Source organism: Rhodococcus sp. SJ-2, assembly GCF_053750035.1.
Genome location: NZ_CM132340.1, coordinates 2,351,185 through 2,365,063, shown reverse-complemented (window position 1 = coordinate 2,365,063; position 13,879 = coordinate 2,351,185). Strand labels below are relative to the sequence as shown.

The following is a 13,879-nucleotide window of genomic DNA, read 5'->3' as shown; positions in this document are numbered from 1 at the left end:
CTCCAGAGTGCTCGCCGACCGGGTGAAATTCAAGGAGTGCCAACCGATCTCACATTGTGCGGTTGAACACAGCGCTACTATGCCCCGAGACCGACCGGGCAGCTCACACCGGTCGCGTGAACCGGGCAGTACCCGTTGGGATTCTTGGCGAGGTACTGCTGGTGGTAGTCCTCGGCATAGTAGAACTGGGTGAGGGGTGCGATTTCGGTGGTGATCTTGCCGAATCCCGCTTCCGCGAGGCGTGTCGCGAACGATTCTGCGGTGGCCTCGGCCGCCTCGATCTGCGATTCGTCGAACGTGTAGATGGCCGACCGGTACTGGGTTCCGTGGTCGTTGCCCTGTCGCATGCCCTGGGTGGGATCGTGGTTCTCCCAGAACTGCTTCAGAATCCCCTCGAAGTCGATCACGTCGGGATCGAAGACGACCAGCACGACCTCGGTGTGCCCGGTGCGACCGGAACACACTTCCTCGTACGTGGGGTTGGGGGTGTAGCCGCCTGCGTATCCCACAGCGGTCGAATACACGCCGTCGAGCTGCCAGAATTCCTTCTCGGCTCCCCAGAAGCACCCCATACCCACCACGGCGGTGGCGAGGCCTTCGGGGAAGGGCGGCACGATGCGGTGACCGTTGACGTGATGCGTCTCGGGAACCGGCATGGGCTCCGACCGTCCGGGCAGCGATGCTTCGGCTGCGACCATCTGGGACTTCGAGCCTGCATGGGCGAGGATGTCGTCGAACCAGGACATGACCCGATGCTACGCGTGTGTCCGCGCGGCGACCTTTTCCACGGCCGCGGGCCGCTTCGCGTGCAGCCACCTGCTGCCGATCCACCGGGCCGCAGGCACTTCGACGCCGCGATATACCAGCTCGGAGACCAGCGCGACCCCGATGATCAGGCAGATCACGGCACCTGTCATACCGACGAATCCGACGGTGTTCTCGTAGATCCGGTACATGACGAGCGTGTGCACGAGGTAGATCGCGTAGCTGCGGGTCGAGACCCAGTGCACGACGCGCAGACGACCGAGTCTGCCGTCGTACCGGGACAGCAGGACCACGACCGCGAATACCACGCTGATGGTCCACAGGTAGTGGCTGCCTGCCCAGTACACCTGCATGTCGGTGGCGAGAACGATCACCTGAACCTGGGCGATCAGAGCCACGAGCAGGCCGCGAACGGAGATCAGCCGCGCCCACGCGAGATAGGCGATCTGACCCAGGAACACGGTGGGCAGCGTCGCGGCGATCTTCGAGAGGAACGGCACCGTGTACGGCTCCGGGACGTACAGGTTGTAGATGATCACGAGCATGCACAGCGCGGCCCCGAGCAGCGGCATGACGATGGGCTTGGCCCGCAGCAGCGATCGCCCGCTCACGCAGAACAGGTAGAACATGATCTGCACCGCGAGCGTCCACGCGACTCCGAGCACCGCCACCTGCGGTTTCAGGAAGAAAGCACCGAGGAAGAAGCTGAGTGCGGCCTCGCCGTCGGTGACAGTGGTGTGGCCGCTGAACATACCGTTGATGCCGAAACGGACCAGCAGGATCGCGGCAAGGATGCACACCCAGAACGCGGGGACGAGCCGCGCCGCACGTGCGATGAGGAACTGCCCTGGCGGCTGGCGGATCGCAGAGCGCGTGATGAGCAGCCCCGTGAGCATCATGAACGCCGAGACACCGACGAACGACAGGTGCATGTTGAGACCCGCGCCCTGGGTCAACACGATGTGGGTGACGTCGATGAACCACCAGCCGGTGCCCAGATCGTCGATCAGGTAGAAGCAGATGTGCGAGTACACGACCGCGATCGCGGCGAGGAATCTCAGCAGGTCGAGCCCGGGCAGCTGGACACGTGGTGCCTCGGCTCCGCGTGCCTGAACGTCGAAGAGCGGCCGTGACACCCCGCAATGTTAAGGTCCCGTTCACCAACGCTCCCAATCGCACACCCGATCAGGAGAGTCGGCGCAGGTAGGAGCGATTCCGTTCGGTTTTCTGCGCATACCGTTCCCCTCACGTTCCCGGTAGGGCCCGATGTCCCGCGTGAGGCCGAATGTTGCGCAGCGTGTAGTTATGGGTTTGGGTGGATACCCATATAGGCACGGAAAAAATCGAACGGGCTCACAGGCCCGCAAAGAAGGGACCCTTCGTGGCTGAGTACACGCTTCCGGAACTGCCCTACGACTACGCAGCGCTCGAGCCGCACATCTCGGCGAAGATCATGGAGCTGCACCACGACAAGCACCACGCGACCTACGTCGCCGGCGCCAACACTGCACTCGAGAAGCTGGCCGAGGCCCGTGAGAACGGCACCATGGCCGCTCAGGCGACCAAGCTCGAGAAGGACCTCGCATTCCACCTCGGCGGCCACACCAACCACTCGGTGTTCTGGCAGAACCTCTCCCCCGAGGGCGGCGACAAGCCGACGGGTGAGCTCGCAGCAGCTATCGACGACGCATTCGGATCGTTCGACAAGTTCCGCGATCACTTCTCTGCGAACGCGAACTCCATTCAGGGCTCCGGCTGGTCGATCCTCGCGTGGGATTCGATCGGGCAGCGTCTGATCATCGTCCAGCTCTACGACCAGCAGGGCAACATCTCGATCGGCCTGACCCCGCTGCTCATGCTCGACATGTGGGAGCACGCGTTCTACCTGCAGTACCAGAACGTGAAGGCCGACTACGTCAAGGCGTTCTGGAACATCGTCAACTGGGCCGACGTGCAGGCTCGCTTCGAGCGCGCGCGCACCCAGACCGCAGGTCTGATCGTCTAGTCACCGGCACCATGTGGAAGAGGGTCACCCAGCGGGTGGCCCTCTTCAGCGTTGCGGGACACCGTTGCCTAGGGCCGACCGTTATCCTGTGCGGCCATGACGACTCCCTCGCTCGACACCGTGTGCTCCGGCCTGGCATTTCCCGAATGCCCACGTTGGCACGACGACCGGCTCTGGTTCTCCGATGTGTACGCGAACGACGTACATCGCCTGGATCCGTCCACAGGATCGTCCGAGATCATCGCCCACATCGACGGGCACCCAGCGGGGCTCGGGTTCCTTCCCGACGGGCGCCTGCTCATCGCCGTCGGCCACACCCGCACGGTGATGCGGCGCGAATCCGACGGCACGCTCACCCCGCACGCGGATCTGTCGGGGCTCGCGACCTGGCATCTAAACGACATGTACGTCGACGGTGCCGGTCGCGCATATGTGGGCAACTACGGCGATGCCAGCGCCCCACCCGACCCGGTCCGTCCCGCGGTGCTCACACTCGTCGAACCGGATGGAACCGTCCGGCCCGTCGCCGACGACCTGCTGTTCGCCAACGGGATGGTCGCGACCGCGGACGGTCGCACGCTCATCGTCGCCGAGACCCGCGCGATTCCGGGCCGGCTCACCGCCTTCACGGTGGGCGACGACGGCTCCCTCACCGACCGTCGCACGCTGATCGAGTTCGATCGGTCGGTGTTCCCGGACGGGCTTGCCATCGACCGTGACGACGCCGTGTGGGTCGCATCGCCGTTCGGCAGCGAGGTGATCCGGGTGTCGCGGTCCGGGGTGATCACCGACCGGGTGCCCGTCGCGAATCCGTATGCGGTGGCACTCGGCGGTCGTGACGGCCGCGACCTGTTCGTCTGCACCGCCGAGAACTGGCAGCCCGAGATCGCGGCGCGTGAACGCACCGGGGCGATCGTGCGGCTGCGTGTCGACGTGCCGGGAGTCGATGTGTCGGGCCGACCACACGCTTAGCGCCGAACACACCGGGCACCGAATGCACCTGGCACTCGGCGCCTCTTGTGTGCCAGCGAGAAAAACGGGCATTCTTCCCTCATCGCCCGAGCGGGAGCGGAGGAACGCCATGCGGGATCAGATCGGGATTGCCGCGTTTCATTCCGGTGGGTCGCTGCGGGGATTCGTAGTGACGGGACGGTGGCCTTCGACCACGCGCGAATGGGCACAGCTGCTCGCACTGACGGTGCGTGTGGCATCACTGCCGGGACTGCTGCCGACCTCCACGGTGTTCGGGGTTCGTGAGGAACTTCCGGACGATCCGGAGCCGGGCACCGTCGGCCTGGTCCTCGCCGCCGGGCCGGTCCTCGGGGAGACCGCCGTGGAGCCGGGATGCTTCGCGCAGCATCAACCCCCGGCACTGATCATGCTGCATCCTCCGTCGGAGACCACGCCGTCGCTGCCAGAGAATGCGGGCGCCGCATCGGGGTGTGTGCTCCTACCCGGGTTGCCGTATCTCGGTCTCGATCATCGCGCCGCGTGGGTGGAGGCCGAAGCGGATGGAACCGTGACGTCGCTGGTCAGTAAGGTGAACGTGGATCCAGGCAGGGACCCCGACACCGCAGTTCTGGCCATGCTGCTCGCGGCATGAAGCTATGCCGTAAATGAGAGTTCGGTTCTACTTAACTTAGCATTACCTTTACACCGGGTACTTTCGCGCGCTAATGTCGTGGCAGCGAAGGGGAGTAGCCCCCAATCGCCCTGTCGACACACTGGCCGCCATCGGCCCGGCACGGCGAACCGGACGACCTCCGGTGGGCGAGACCTTCGGCCGTCGACGCACCACGCGTCCGACGTCCGGAGGAAGCCCGATTCCTCCACAGACGAAGGAGGAAAAGCCGCTCATGTGGTCCGCAGTCGTTCTGAGTTTCGCAATCATCTTCATCGCCGAACTCGGCGACAAATCCCAGTTGATGGCCATGACGTTCGCGTTGCGCTACCGCTGGTGGGTGGTGTTGTCGGGGATCCTGTTCGCCACCACCGCCGTGCATCTCGTCTCAGTGGCGGTGGGCCACTATCTCGGTGTCGCGATCCCGACCGTGGCCATTTCACTCGTCGGTGGGGTCGCCTTCCTGTTGTTCGGCGCGTGGACGTTGCGTGGCGATTCCCTCGACGACGATGAGCAATCCAAGGCGGGCCGCGTCACCCGGTCGGCGTTCCTTGCCGTCACCTCGGCGTTCTTTCTCGCCGAACTCGGCGACAAGACGATGCTCGCGACCATCACACTCGCGACCGACAACAACTGGATCGGCATCTGGGTGGGGTCGACGGTCGGCATGGTCGCTGCCGACGCGCTCGCCATCGTCGCGGGCGTCCTCCTCGGACGACACCTGCCGGACAATGCGATCCGCTTCGGGGCCGCGGCACTGTTCTTCGCATTCGGGGCGTGGATGCTCGCGGCCGGTATCGCTCCCGACTCCCCCGTGATCGGCCTCGGCGCCTGCGGTGTCACTCTCGTGATCTCTGCCCTGGTCATGTTCCTGTTCGCCCGTCGGACCAAGCGGACCGACCCCACCGAGGCGACTCCCGCCACGCACGTGTGACCTTCGGCGCCGACCGGCGGCGCCACGGCGCCCACAGGTATATGCTTGCCGATAGGCAAATACTTGGAGGTGCACACACCGGTGAGCAGAGAATCATTCGATCCCGATGAGGTCAACCGCCTTCGCATCGCACTCGGCCGCATCGCACGCCGCGTCTCACGACCGGCAGGAGACGGCAGCCTGACCCCGTCCCAGGCGTCCCTCCTCGGCACCGTCGCGCGACGGAAAACCGTCGGTGTACGCGAACTGGCCGACCTCGAAGGCCTCAATCCCACGATGTGCTCGCGCATGCTCGGCAAGCTCGAAGACGCCGGGCTCGTGTCGCGTTCGTCGGACACCGACGACAAACGCGTCGTCCTCGCCTACATCACCACCGACGGCGCCGCGCTCGCCGAAGAACTGCGGATCCGACGTACCGCCCTGTTCGCCGAACACCTCACCGAACTGAGCGAACACCACGTCGACGCACTGCACGACGCACTCCCCGCCCTCGAAGCACTCGCCGACAGCATGGGATGCGGCAGAAACGAGGCGCGCAATTGACAGTCCTCGCCGATATCCGTGGAAACACATTCGCCGCCCTGCGCGGCCCCAACTTCCGCCGCTACATCACCGGCCAGGCAATTTCCCTGGTCGGGACGTGGATGCAGACCGTCGCACAATCGTGGCTCGTCCTGCAACTGACCGGATCCGCCACAGCGATCGGCATCGTGCTGGCTCTGCAGACCGTCCCGATGCTGCTGCTCGGTCCGTACGGCGGTGTCGTCGCCGACCGCTCCGACAAACGCAAGCTCATGATCGGGCTGCAGTCGATGATGGGGCTGCTCGCGCTGATCCTCGGCCTGCTCGTCATCACCGACACCGTCCAGCTGTGGCACGTGTACGTCCTTGCCCTCGGACTCGGACTCAACCAGTGCTTCGAGAATCCGGCGCGCCAGTCGTTCATGCTCGAGATGGTCGGGCCCGAGGACCTGCGCAACGCGGTGAGCCTGCAGTCCACCCTGGCCGCGTGTTCGCGCATGATCGGCCCAGCGGTTGCCGGCATCGTCATCGCCGCAGGCGGCATCGGGATCTGCTTCCTGCTCAACGCCGCGAGCTTCGTCGCCGTGGTCACTTCGCTGCTCACCCTCGACGTGTCGAAACTGCGACCCTCTCCCCCGACCGCGCGGGCCCGCGGCCAATTACGTGAAGGACTCGCGTATGTGCGGCGGACACCAGATCTGGCTGTGCCCTTGGCGATGATGGCGCTCGTCGGCTGTCTCGCATACGAATTCCAGGTGGTGCTCCCCGTCTTGGCAGACCACACCTTCGAGGCGGGCGCCGGAGCGTACGGTTTTCTCACCGCCGCGATGGGTGCGGGCTCCGTGGTGGGCGGCCTCGTCGTCGCCACGTGGGGTCGCACGGGCATCAGACCACTCGTGCTCGCCGCACTCGCATTCGGCGTGGCCATGGCCGTCGCAGCCGCTGCACCGTCCCTGCCGGTCCTGATCGGGCTCATGGTGATCGTCGGCGCCCTGAGCGTCACGTTCACGACGAGCGCGAACAGCACACTGCAGCTCGCCTCCTCGCCGCAGATGCGGGGCCGGGTGATGGCACTGTGGGCGGTCGCATTCCTCGGATCCACAGCGATCGGCGGCCCCATCGCCGGATGGGTCGTCGAACAGTGGGGCGGTCGCGCCGGATTGCTTCTCGGTGCCGGTGCGTGCGTGGTGGCCGCGCTGATCGGCACCGCCGTACTGCGGCGACCGGCGCAGCAGAGCAGCGACACAGCGGATTCGGGGACGTTGTCGCGCTAAGGTTCGACGCGAAACGCGTGTCCCCCGGAACAGGAGCAAGACTGTGGAAATTCAAGGTTCTGCCGCGCTCGTCACCGGCGCCGCATCGGGTCTCGGTGCCGCCACCGCTCGCCGACTCGCCGACGCCGGAGCCACGGTGTTCGGACTCGATCTCGAGCAGTCCATCGAACGGGTCGGCGACAACGCACCCGCGGGCGTCACCCTCATTCCCACCGACGTCACCAGCGGTGACGAAGTGCACGCCGCGATTGCGCGCATCACCGAGTCCGGAGTACCGCTGCGCATCGTCGTCAACTGCGCCGGTGTCGGCTGGGCAGGCCGGATCCTGTCCAAGAACGGCCCGCACGACCTCGAGCTGTTCCGGACGGTCATCACGGTCAATCTGCTCGGCACATTCAACGTCATGCGTCTCGCTGCCGACGCGATCTCCAAGACCGACACCGTCGACGATTCCGGCCAGCGGGGCGTCATCATCAACACCGCGTCCGTCGCCGCGTTCGAAGGCCAGATCGGCCAGATCGCGTACTCGGCGTCCAAGGGCGGCGTGCACGGCATGACGGTGCCCGCCGCACGCGACCTCGCGCAGTTCGGCATCCGCGTCAACACCATCGCCCCCGGTATCGTCGACACCCCGATGCTCGCCGGTGTCACCGAGGACTACCGCAAGGGTCTCGAAGCCGGTGTTCCGTTCCCGTCGCGGCTCGCACAGCCCACCGAGTACGCGCAGCTCGCGCAGATGATCGTCGAGCACGACTACCTCAACGGCGAGACCATCCGCATGGACGGTGCGCTCCGCATGGCACCGCGGTAACGCCGCTCCGCTGCCCGTGCGGATCGTGCTCGTAGTCGTACTCGTCGCCGTGATCGCCGGTGTCGCGGCGTGGACGCTGCAACGACGGTTGATCTATCTGCCCGACACATCGGTCCCGCCCGCTGCCGCGACCGTACTGCCGGGTGCCGAGGACGTGGTCCTGACGACATCGGACGGCCTCGAACTCGGAGCGTGGTTCGTGCCCGGCCGCAATCCGACCGGTCCGGGTGCCGACTTCACAGTGCTCCTCGCACCGGGTAACGGCGGGAACCGATTGGGGCGCGCGGAGACCGCCGCCGACCTCGCCGCCGCAGGATTCTCGACGCTGCTGTTCGACTACCGCGGGTACGGCGGTAACCCCGGCCGGCCGTCGGAAGACGGCGTGGCCCGCGACGCACGTGCGGCTTTGCAGTACCTGCGGGGCAGGCAGGACGTCGAACCGGATCGAGTGCTGTACTTCGGCGAGAGTCTGGGCTGCGCCGTCGTGACCGCACTCGCCGCCGAATCACCACCGGCCGGAATGCTTCTGCGGTCTCCTTTCACCGACCTCGGATCGGTCGCGCGGCACCACTACCGGATCGTGCCGGACATCCTCCTGAAGGACAGGTTCCCGGTCGCCGACATCGTCGCAGGACTCCATGTGCCCATCACCGTCGTCTACGGCACCGCCGACCGCATCGTGCCCGCCGCGCAGAGCGCTGCGGTTGCCGACAGTGCGCCGAACCTCGTCGAAATCGTCGAACTGCACGGTGTCGAGCACAACGACCCACCGATGTTCGGGGCACCCGTCGTCGACGCTCTGGGCAGACTCGCCGACGCCGTACGGTAGGCGAATCTCGCCGACCGTGGGCTCAGAGATCGTCGATGTGCGGAATGTCCAGCACCGAACGGTCGCTCATCCATTCACGCAGCACCTTGGTGGCGATCACGTCGTCCTCGTTGTACTCGAGCAACCGCGTGCGCTCGGACAGCACCGGCTCGCCTCCGTCGTAGCCGACAGCCTCCCGGTACCAGGCCATCGATGCTTCCCCTCCGGCTTCGTCGTCGCGCCAGTGATGACCCGCGATCGGCGCTATCTTCTTCAGGCCCTTACCGTTCGGGCACACGAACTGGTCGGTCACCGCCTGATAGATGTCCACCCACTGCGGCGACGAGATGAACTCCTTGACCTCCGCCTCGGACGGCACCCCCGGATATCCATGGAAACGCCGGGCCGACGACAACAACCACTTGTCTTCCGCCGACCTCGAATAGCAGTAGGCAGCAAAGGTTTTCCCGCGGCGCTCTGCTGCGCGCCGCTCGGCCGACAACCACGTCCAGAACTCACCGAACGACCGGGCCTCGTCGGTCGTGGGCACCGGCTGCCAGGTCGAGAACGGTCTGTACGCCGACTGCACGTCGGTGTTGAGCAACGTGCCCCACAGGTATGCGCCGTGTTCGTGGTAGCTCTCCATGTCGATATCGATTTCGACATCGGCGCGCGCGACATGCACCTGCCGGTAGCGGCGCACCAGGGGCGCCCCCGCGAGCCATGCCTTCGCGATCACCACCGCATCCTCGAACGGTCCCTGCGGCCACACCTCGGGTTGTTCGCCGGTCCAGCCGGCCAGTCCCTCGATCGTGGTGACCCCGAGTTCGCGCAGCACGTCGGCGCGCTGCCCCGGCGCGACCAGCGACACGTCGCGCCGTTCGGCCAGCTCGGAACGGCACCTGTCCCACCACGGGCAGGTACGGCACTCCCCTATCTGCGACGGCACCGTCGGCACGTTGCCGCGCGCGATGTCGAGGCGATCGGCGAGCCGCGCGTCGTAGTCGTCGAGGACGGCGCTCAGGTCGTGGACGAGCATGCAGTCGGCGTTGTATCCGATCGCTCCGGCCACCTGCGCGGGACTGGCCAGCCCGTGGCGTTCGAGCATCCGGTACAGGTGGGCGACACGCATCTGATCACCCGAATGCGCCCGCACCTTGCGGCTCTCATCGACCGCAGGCGCCCAGCCGAACAGATCGGTGGTGACAGCGCCCCGTCCCGGGTCGGTGACCTTGTGATTGACGACGATCACGGGAATGTAGCCGCCGCGTTCCGCGTCGCGGAGCAGGATCTCTGATCGTCCCCGCCTGCCCGTGTCGGGCTCGACGGGCAGGACCGCACCCCAGATGCGGTCGGCACCCGATCGGCACGCCTCGAGGGTCCGGTCGGCGCGCTGCGCCATGGTCCCCTCCGCAACGATGTGCACCCAGCCGTCGGGGTCGGCGTCGAACATCCGCTGCCGGATCGCCTCGCGGTGCGCTGCGGCGGCTTCCTGACGTTGGACAGCGCCCGGGTTCCTGGCAGCCGCGGACAGCTCCTCGGGAAACGTGGCGTCGAGAAACACCCGGTGGCGGCACCGCGTCAGCGCGCTCGCCTCGATCGAGACGGGCCTGCGTCGCTGCTCCCCGGTCTTGTCCACAACAGTCCAGGGTATTCGCTGGACGTGCGGCGCCTCGAAGCAGCACCGTCACGTTAGGCTGACGACGAGCGCGGGCGCGCTGCGGTCGTACCGAATGGAGGGTGCTGTTCGATGGGGTTGTTCACACGGCGGAAGCGGCGTGCCACCCGCAAAGCGGAGGCCAATGCTCTCAAGCACAAGGCGAAGCTCGAGGCAAAGCTCGGCGCGAAGAACCAGTACAAGAGTGATCGGCGCACAGCGAAGTCCCAGGAAAAGCTCGCCAACAAACTCGCGAAGTCGCAGGCCAAGCTCGACAAGGAGCTCGTGAAGTCGCAGGCCAAGGTAGAAAAAGAGCAGATCGCCACCCTCAAGGCTCAGAAGAAGGCTGCCGAGAATCAAGGCCTGACCGCGGCGAAGATCCGTCGCTACCTCGGAGTCGCCCGCCTGCTCGTGCCCGTGCTCGCGCCCCTCGTCTACCAGGCCGCGACTGCCGTACGCGGGCAACTCGACGTCCGCCGCGCCCACAAACTCGGTGTAGGTGTCGAACAGCTCGGCGAGTTCACCGGTCACGGAGCACGGCTCAGCGCCCGCATCGCGGCGGCTGAGCAGTCGGTCACGAAGACCGAGGAGCTGCATTCCAAGGACGCCGAGACGAAGAAGTTCGCGGAGGCCATCCGTGGTCGCCTCACCGACCTGACCGCTGCAGTGTCTGCCGCAGAGCAGATGCCTGCCGCGCGTCGTAAGGCCGCGCACACCGCTATCGGCAACGAGCTCGACGGAATCGAGGCGGACCTGCTGGCCCGTCTCGGCGTGCGCTGACACCCGAGTGACGACGAACCCGGCCCTGCTCGGCGGCACCGCGGGGGTTTCCACCGCGGCGCTCGCCGTCGCAGCGCATGGTGCGGCCGGAGGTTCGATACCGACGAACCCCGCCGTCGCGTTGCTGACGGCGGTTGCCGTCGGGGTCGGCATCGTGGGGGCCGGGCGACCGAGGACGTCACCGGCCGTGCTGCTTGCCGCCGGCCAGCTCGGAACCCACCTCGTCCTGTCGTCGCTGACGGACGGGCACCTGCATCTTTCTCCGGCGATGCTTGCCGCGCACGCGGTCGCCGTCGTCGGGTGCGCACTGCTGATCGGCATCGCCGACCACCTCTACGCTGCGTGTACCTCGGTTGTTCGGCGCGTGCGGGCGTGGCGTCCCGCGATCACCGCATCCACGGTTCTCGTACCGCGCATCGACACCGACAGCTACATCGTCAGGTCTTTCCCTTCCGGCATCTCTCGACGAGGTCCACCGGGCGCACGGTTCGCCGTGTCCTGATCCTCATTCGAGAAAGCAACCACATCTTCATGAAGAACACCCTCACCCGGACCGTCATCGGCTCCGGTGCCACCGCGGCGCTGCTCCTTGCCGGTTCCGGCATCGCCGCCGCCCACGTCACCGTCGTCGCTCCGGGCGCCGAGCAAGGCGGCTACTCGGTCCTGACATTCCGCGTCCCCACCGAGTCCGAGACGGCAGGCACCACCGCTCTCACCGTCGAGCTGCCCGATCTGCGGTCCGCTCGCACCGAGCCGCTGCCCGGCTGGACGGCGACAGTGGAGAAGAACCCCGAGACGCAGCTCGCAACGTCGGTCACCTGGACTGCCGACCCGGGAGTCGAAGTCGGACCGGGCCAGTTCCAGCAGTTCGTTCTCTCCGTCGGCCCGCTTCCCGAGGAAGACGAAGTCACGTTCGCAGCGACCCAGACCTACAGCGACGGGGAAGTCGTCGCCTGGGATCAGATCGCAACCGGCGACGAGGAACCGGAGAAGCCCGCACCCTCCCTCACGCTCGCAGCGAGCAGCGGTGACGGGCACGGGAGCAGCAGCACCGACACGCACAGCACCGAAACGACCGCCACCGCCGAATCGGACAGCAGCACCGACAACACCGCGCGGTGGCTCGGCGGCATCGGTCTGGTGCTCGGAGCGCTCGGCGCCGCGCTCGGCCTCGGTGCAGTGATCCGGGGACGGCGCGCATGAAAGCCACAGCACCCATGAGGAACACCGGCGGCATCGGACGTCTCGTCACCGTTCTCCTCGCGCTCGTCGGTTCGCTGACGCTCGCGGCAGGCCCCGCCGCGGCGCACTCGGTGGTCCTCGGCAGCTCTCCCGAGCAAGGCTCGGAGATCGCGGAAGCACCCGAGCAGGTCAGCGTGACGTTCAACGAAGCGTTGCAGGAGCAGTTCGCAGCGCTCACCGTGGTCGGGCCCGACGGGAATCTGTGGTCCAAGGGCGACCCGGTCGTCGACGGACCCACGGTCAGCGTCGAGATCGACGGCCTCGGCCCGGTCGGCGAGTACACGATCGCCTACCGCGTGACGTCGGCCGACGGGCATCCCGTCAGCGGCACCCGCACGTTCACCCTCACGCAGGAGGGCACCGGCACCCCCGGTGAGGCCGCGGCCGGCGATGCCGCGCCTGCATCCGACGCCGACACCGACAGCGGTGGGGGTCCCGCCGTGTGGTGGTTCGTCGTCGCAGGTGTGGTTGTGGTCGTCGCTGCGTTGTGGTTCGTGTTGCGCAAGCCGAAGGCCTGACACTCGTGCCGATCGTTCGCCGGCGGTGGCTCCTCGGGGCCGCCGCCGGCGCCGTCGCGGGGGTCGCGCTCGGCATGCTGCTGGCCGCGCCGGAGCTGTCGGCATGGATACGGGCGCTGTCGCTCGGGGTGGGCTCGACTGTGCTCGGTGTCGCCACGCTCGCGGCGATGATGCGCGGTCGAAGGCGCCCCGATGTGTCCGGCGACGACGTGTGGCGCGCACTCACCGTGCTCGGCGGGGTGTGGTTGCTGCTCGAAACCGTCCAGCTCGTCCTCGAGGCCGCCGCGACCGTCGACGTGCCCGTGGTCCGGCTCAGCTCCGGACTCTTCGTCGAATATCTGGGCACCGCAGGGTCGGGGCGGGTCGCGGGAGCCGCGTGGGTCTGCGTCGCCGCCCTCACCGTCACCGCTGCCCTCGCCTTCCGGCTCGAAGCGTCGTGGTCGAGCGCGCCGGTGCTCGTCGCTGCAGCTCTCGCTCTCGTCGCGCGACCCGTCACCGGGCACATGTCGCAGCAGCCGTTCGGGTCGTTGCTCGACGCGGCGCACGTCCTCGCGGCCGCGGTCTGGCTGGGGGTGCTCACCGCGCTCGCTCTGCTGGTCCGGGGCCGCGGGGCCTGGTCCCGGCTACTGCCGCGCTATTCGAAGCTCGCGACGATATGCGTCGTCGTGCTCGGCGTGACCGGCGTGATCGACGCGGCGGTTCGCCTCGAATCGGTCGCTGCGCTCGTCGACACCGGCTACGGGCGCGTCCTGCTCGCCAAGGTGGTGGTGCTCGTGGCGTTGCTCGCGCTGGCGTGGATCTGGCGCCGCACATGGGTGCCCGCGGCCGAAGTCCACCGAGCCGCCGCCGATACCTCTCTGCGCAACGCCGTCATCGAAGTCTGCGCGATGTCGGTGGCGTTCGGGCTCGCAGCCGCACTCGCCACCACCGCATGATCGCTGC

Annotated in this window: 16 protein-coding genes; 13 read left to right on the top strand and 3 right to left on the bottom strand. The window is 67.1% G+C overall.

Annotated elements, in window-relative coordinates; all coding sequences use genetic code 11:
• Nucleotides 1–77: 77 nt before the first annotated feature.
• Both msrA and ACSYG9_RS11045 read right to left on the bottom strand, forming a co-directional pair.
• A complete protein-coding gene (gene msrA / locus ACSYG9_RS11050) occupies nt 78–746 on the bottom strand; it encodes a peptide-methionine (S)-S-oxide reductase MsrA (RefSeq protein ID WP_440127197.1) in 669 nt (222 codons plus the stop codon).
• A 9-nt stretch (nt 747–755) separates the two neighbouring features.
• Nucleotides 756–1,901, bottom strand: a complete 1,146-nt coding sequence (locus tag ACSYG9_RS11045; RefSeq protein ID WP_440127196.1) for an acyltransferase family protein — start codon at nt 1,899–1,901, stop codon at nt 756–758.
• A gap of 245 nt (nt 1,902–2,146) precedes the next feature.
• Here ACSYG9_RS11045 and ACSYG9_RS11040 point away from each other — a divergent pair, with 245 nt between their 5' ends.
• From ACSYG9_RS11040 to ACSYG9_RS11005, 8 genes are all read left to right on the top strand, one after another.
• Nucleotides 2,147–2,770, top strand: a complete 624-nt coding sequence (locus ACSYG9_RS11040) for a Fe-Mn family superoxide dismutase (protein ID WP_440127195.1) — start codon at nt 2,147–2,149, stop codon at nt 2,768–2,770.
• A 96-nt stretch (nt 2,771–2,866) separates the two neighbouring features.
• The gene (locus tag ACSYG9_RS11035) at nt 2,867–3,742 is read left to right on the top strand and encodes an SMP-30/gluconolactonase/LRE family protein (RefSeq protein ID WP_454842471.1); all 876 of its coding nucleotides are present in this window, start codon (nt 2,867–2,869) and stop codon (nt 3,740–3,742) included.
• A 109-nt stretch (nt 3,743–3,851) separates the two neighbouring features.
• A complete protein-coding gene (locus ACSYG9_RS11030) occupies nt 3,852–4,373 on the top strand; it encodes a peptidase (RefSeq protein WP_330133353.1) in 522 nt (173 codons plus the stop codon).
• A gap of 253 nt (nt 4,374–4,626) precedes the next feature.
• Nucleotides 4,627–5,325 carry a TMEM165/GDT1 family protein gene (locus ACSYG9_RS11025; protein ID WP_454842469.1) on the top strand — a complete coding sequence of 233 codons (699 nt, stop codon included), beginning with the start codon at nt 4,627–4,629 and terminating at the stop codon, nt 5,323–5,325.
• Between the two features lie 126 nt (nt 5,326–5,451).
• On the top strand, nt 5,452–5,868 hold the full coding sequence (locus tag ACSYG9_RS11020; protein WP_454842934.1) for a MarR family winged helix-turn-helix transcriptional regulator: 417 nt from the start codon (nt 5,452–5,454) through the stop codon (nt 5,866–5,868).
• Nucleotides 5,865–7,121, top strand: a complete 1,257-nt coding sequence (locus ACSYG9_RS11015; RefSeq protein WP_440127619.1) for an MFS transporter — start codon at nt 5,865–5,867, stop codon at nt 7,119–7,121. The genes ACSYG9_RS11020 and ACSYG9_RS11015 overlap by 4 nt, the downstream gene beginning before the upstream one ends.
• Nucleotides 7,122–7,164: 43 nt before the next feature.
• Nucleotides 7,165–7,932, top strand: coding sequence for an SDR family NAD(P)-dependent oxidoreductase (locus ACSYG9_RS11010; protein ID WP_440127192.1), 768 nt, complete (start codon nt 7,165–7,167; stop codon nt 7,930–7,932).
• 16 nt (nt 7,933–7,948) lie between these two features.
• Nucleotides 7,949–8,761, top strand: a complete 813-nt coding sequence (locus ACSYG9_RS11005; protein ID WP_440127618.1) for an alpha/beta fold hydrolase — start codon at nt 7,949–7,951, stop codon at nt 8,759–8,761.
• Nucleotides 8,762–8,783: 22 nt separating this feature from the next.
• Here the strand turns inward: ACSYG9_RS11005 and ACSYG9_RS11000 are convergent, their stop codons facing one another.
• Nucleotides 8,784–10,379 (bottom strand): TM0106 family RecB-like putative nuclease, encoded by a 1,596-nt coding sequence (locus tag ACSYG9_RS11000; protein ID WP_454842468.1) that lies wholly within the window; start codon nt 10,377–10,379, stop codon nt 8,784–8,786.
• A gap of 111 nt (nt 10,380–10,490) precedes the next feature.
• Between ACSYG9_RS11000 and ACSYG9_RS10995 the strand changes: the two genes are divergently transcribed.
• Genes ACSYG9_RS10995 through ACSYG9_RS10975 form a run of 5 tightly spaced genes read left to right on the top strand, consistent with a single transcriptional unit; the run spans nt 10,491 to nt 13,872 of the window.
• The gene (locus ACSYG9_RS10995) at nt 10,491–11,177 is read left to right on the top strand and encodes a DUF6474 family protein (RefSeq protein WP_440127190.1); all 687 of its coding nucleotides are present in this window, start codon (nt 10,491–10,493) and stop codon (nt 11,175–11,177) included.
• Between the two features lie 7 nt (nt 11,178–11,184).
• A complete protein-coding gene (locus tag ACSYG9_RS10990) occupies nt 11,185–11,679 on the top strand; it encodes a hypothetical protein (protein WP_454842467.1) in 495 nt (164 codons plus the stop codon).
• A 29-nt stretch (nt 11,680–11,708) separates the two neighbouring features.
• Nucleotides 11,709–12,380: a DUF1775 domain-containing protein gene (locus ACSYG9_RS10985; protein WP_440127188.1), complete on the top strand. Its 672-nt coding sequence runs from the start codon at nt 11,709–11,711 to the stop codon at nt 12,378–12,380.
• Between the two features lie 14 nt (nt 12,381–12,394).
• Complete coding sequence (locus ACSYG9_RS10980) at nt 12,395–12,937, top strand: copper resistance CopC family protein (protein WP_454842933.1); 543 nt, start codon at nt 12,395–12,397, stop codon at nt 12,935–12,937.
• A 5-nt stretch (nt 12,938–12,942) separates the two neighbouring features.
• Nucleotides 12,943–13,872, top strand: coding sequence for a CopD family protein (locus ACSYG9_RS10975; protein ID WP_454842465.1), 930 nt, complete (start codon nt 12,943–12,945; stop codon nt 13,870–13,872).
• The last annotated feature ends 7 nt before the right edge of the window (nt 13,873–13,879 follow it).

Bases quoted from the DNA above. Each gene is read 5' to 3' on its own strand.
- ACSYG9_RS11025 (WP_454842469.1), top strand. From the start codon at position 4,627: ATGTGGTCCGCAGTCGTTCTGAGTTTCGCAATCATCTTCATCGCCGAA.
- ACSYG9_RS10995 (WP_440127190.1), top strand. From the start codon at position 10,491: ATGGGGTTGTTCACACGGCGGAAGCGGCGTGCCACCCGCAAAGCGGAG.
- msrA (WP_440127197.1), bottom strand. From the start codon at position 746: ATGTCCTGGTTCGACGACATCCTCGCCCATGCAGGCTCGAAGTCCCAG.
- ACSYG9_RS10980 (WP_454842933.1), top strand. From the start codon at position 12,395: ATGAGGAACACCGGCGGCATCGGACGTCTCGTCACCGTTCTCCTCGCG.
- ACSYG9_RS11035 (WP_454842471.1), top strand. From the start codon at position 2,867: ATGACGACTCCCTCGCTCGACACCGTGTGCTCCGGCCTGGCATTTCCC.
- ACSYG9_RS10985 (WP_440127188.1), top strand. From the start codon at position 11,709: ATGAAGAACACCCTCACCCGGACCGTCATCGGCTCCGGTGCCACCGCG.
- ACSYG9_RS11030 (WP_330133353.1), top strand. From the start codon at position 3,852: ATGCGGGATCAGATCGGGATTGCCGCGTTTCATTCCGGTGGGTCGCTG.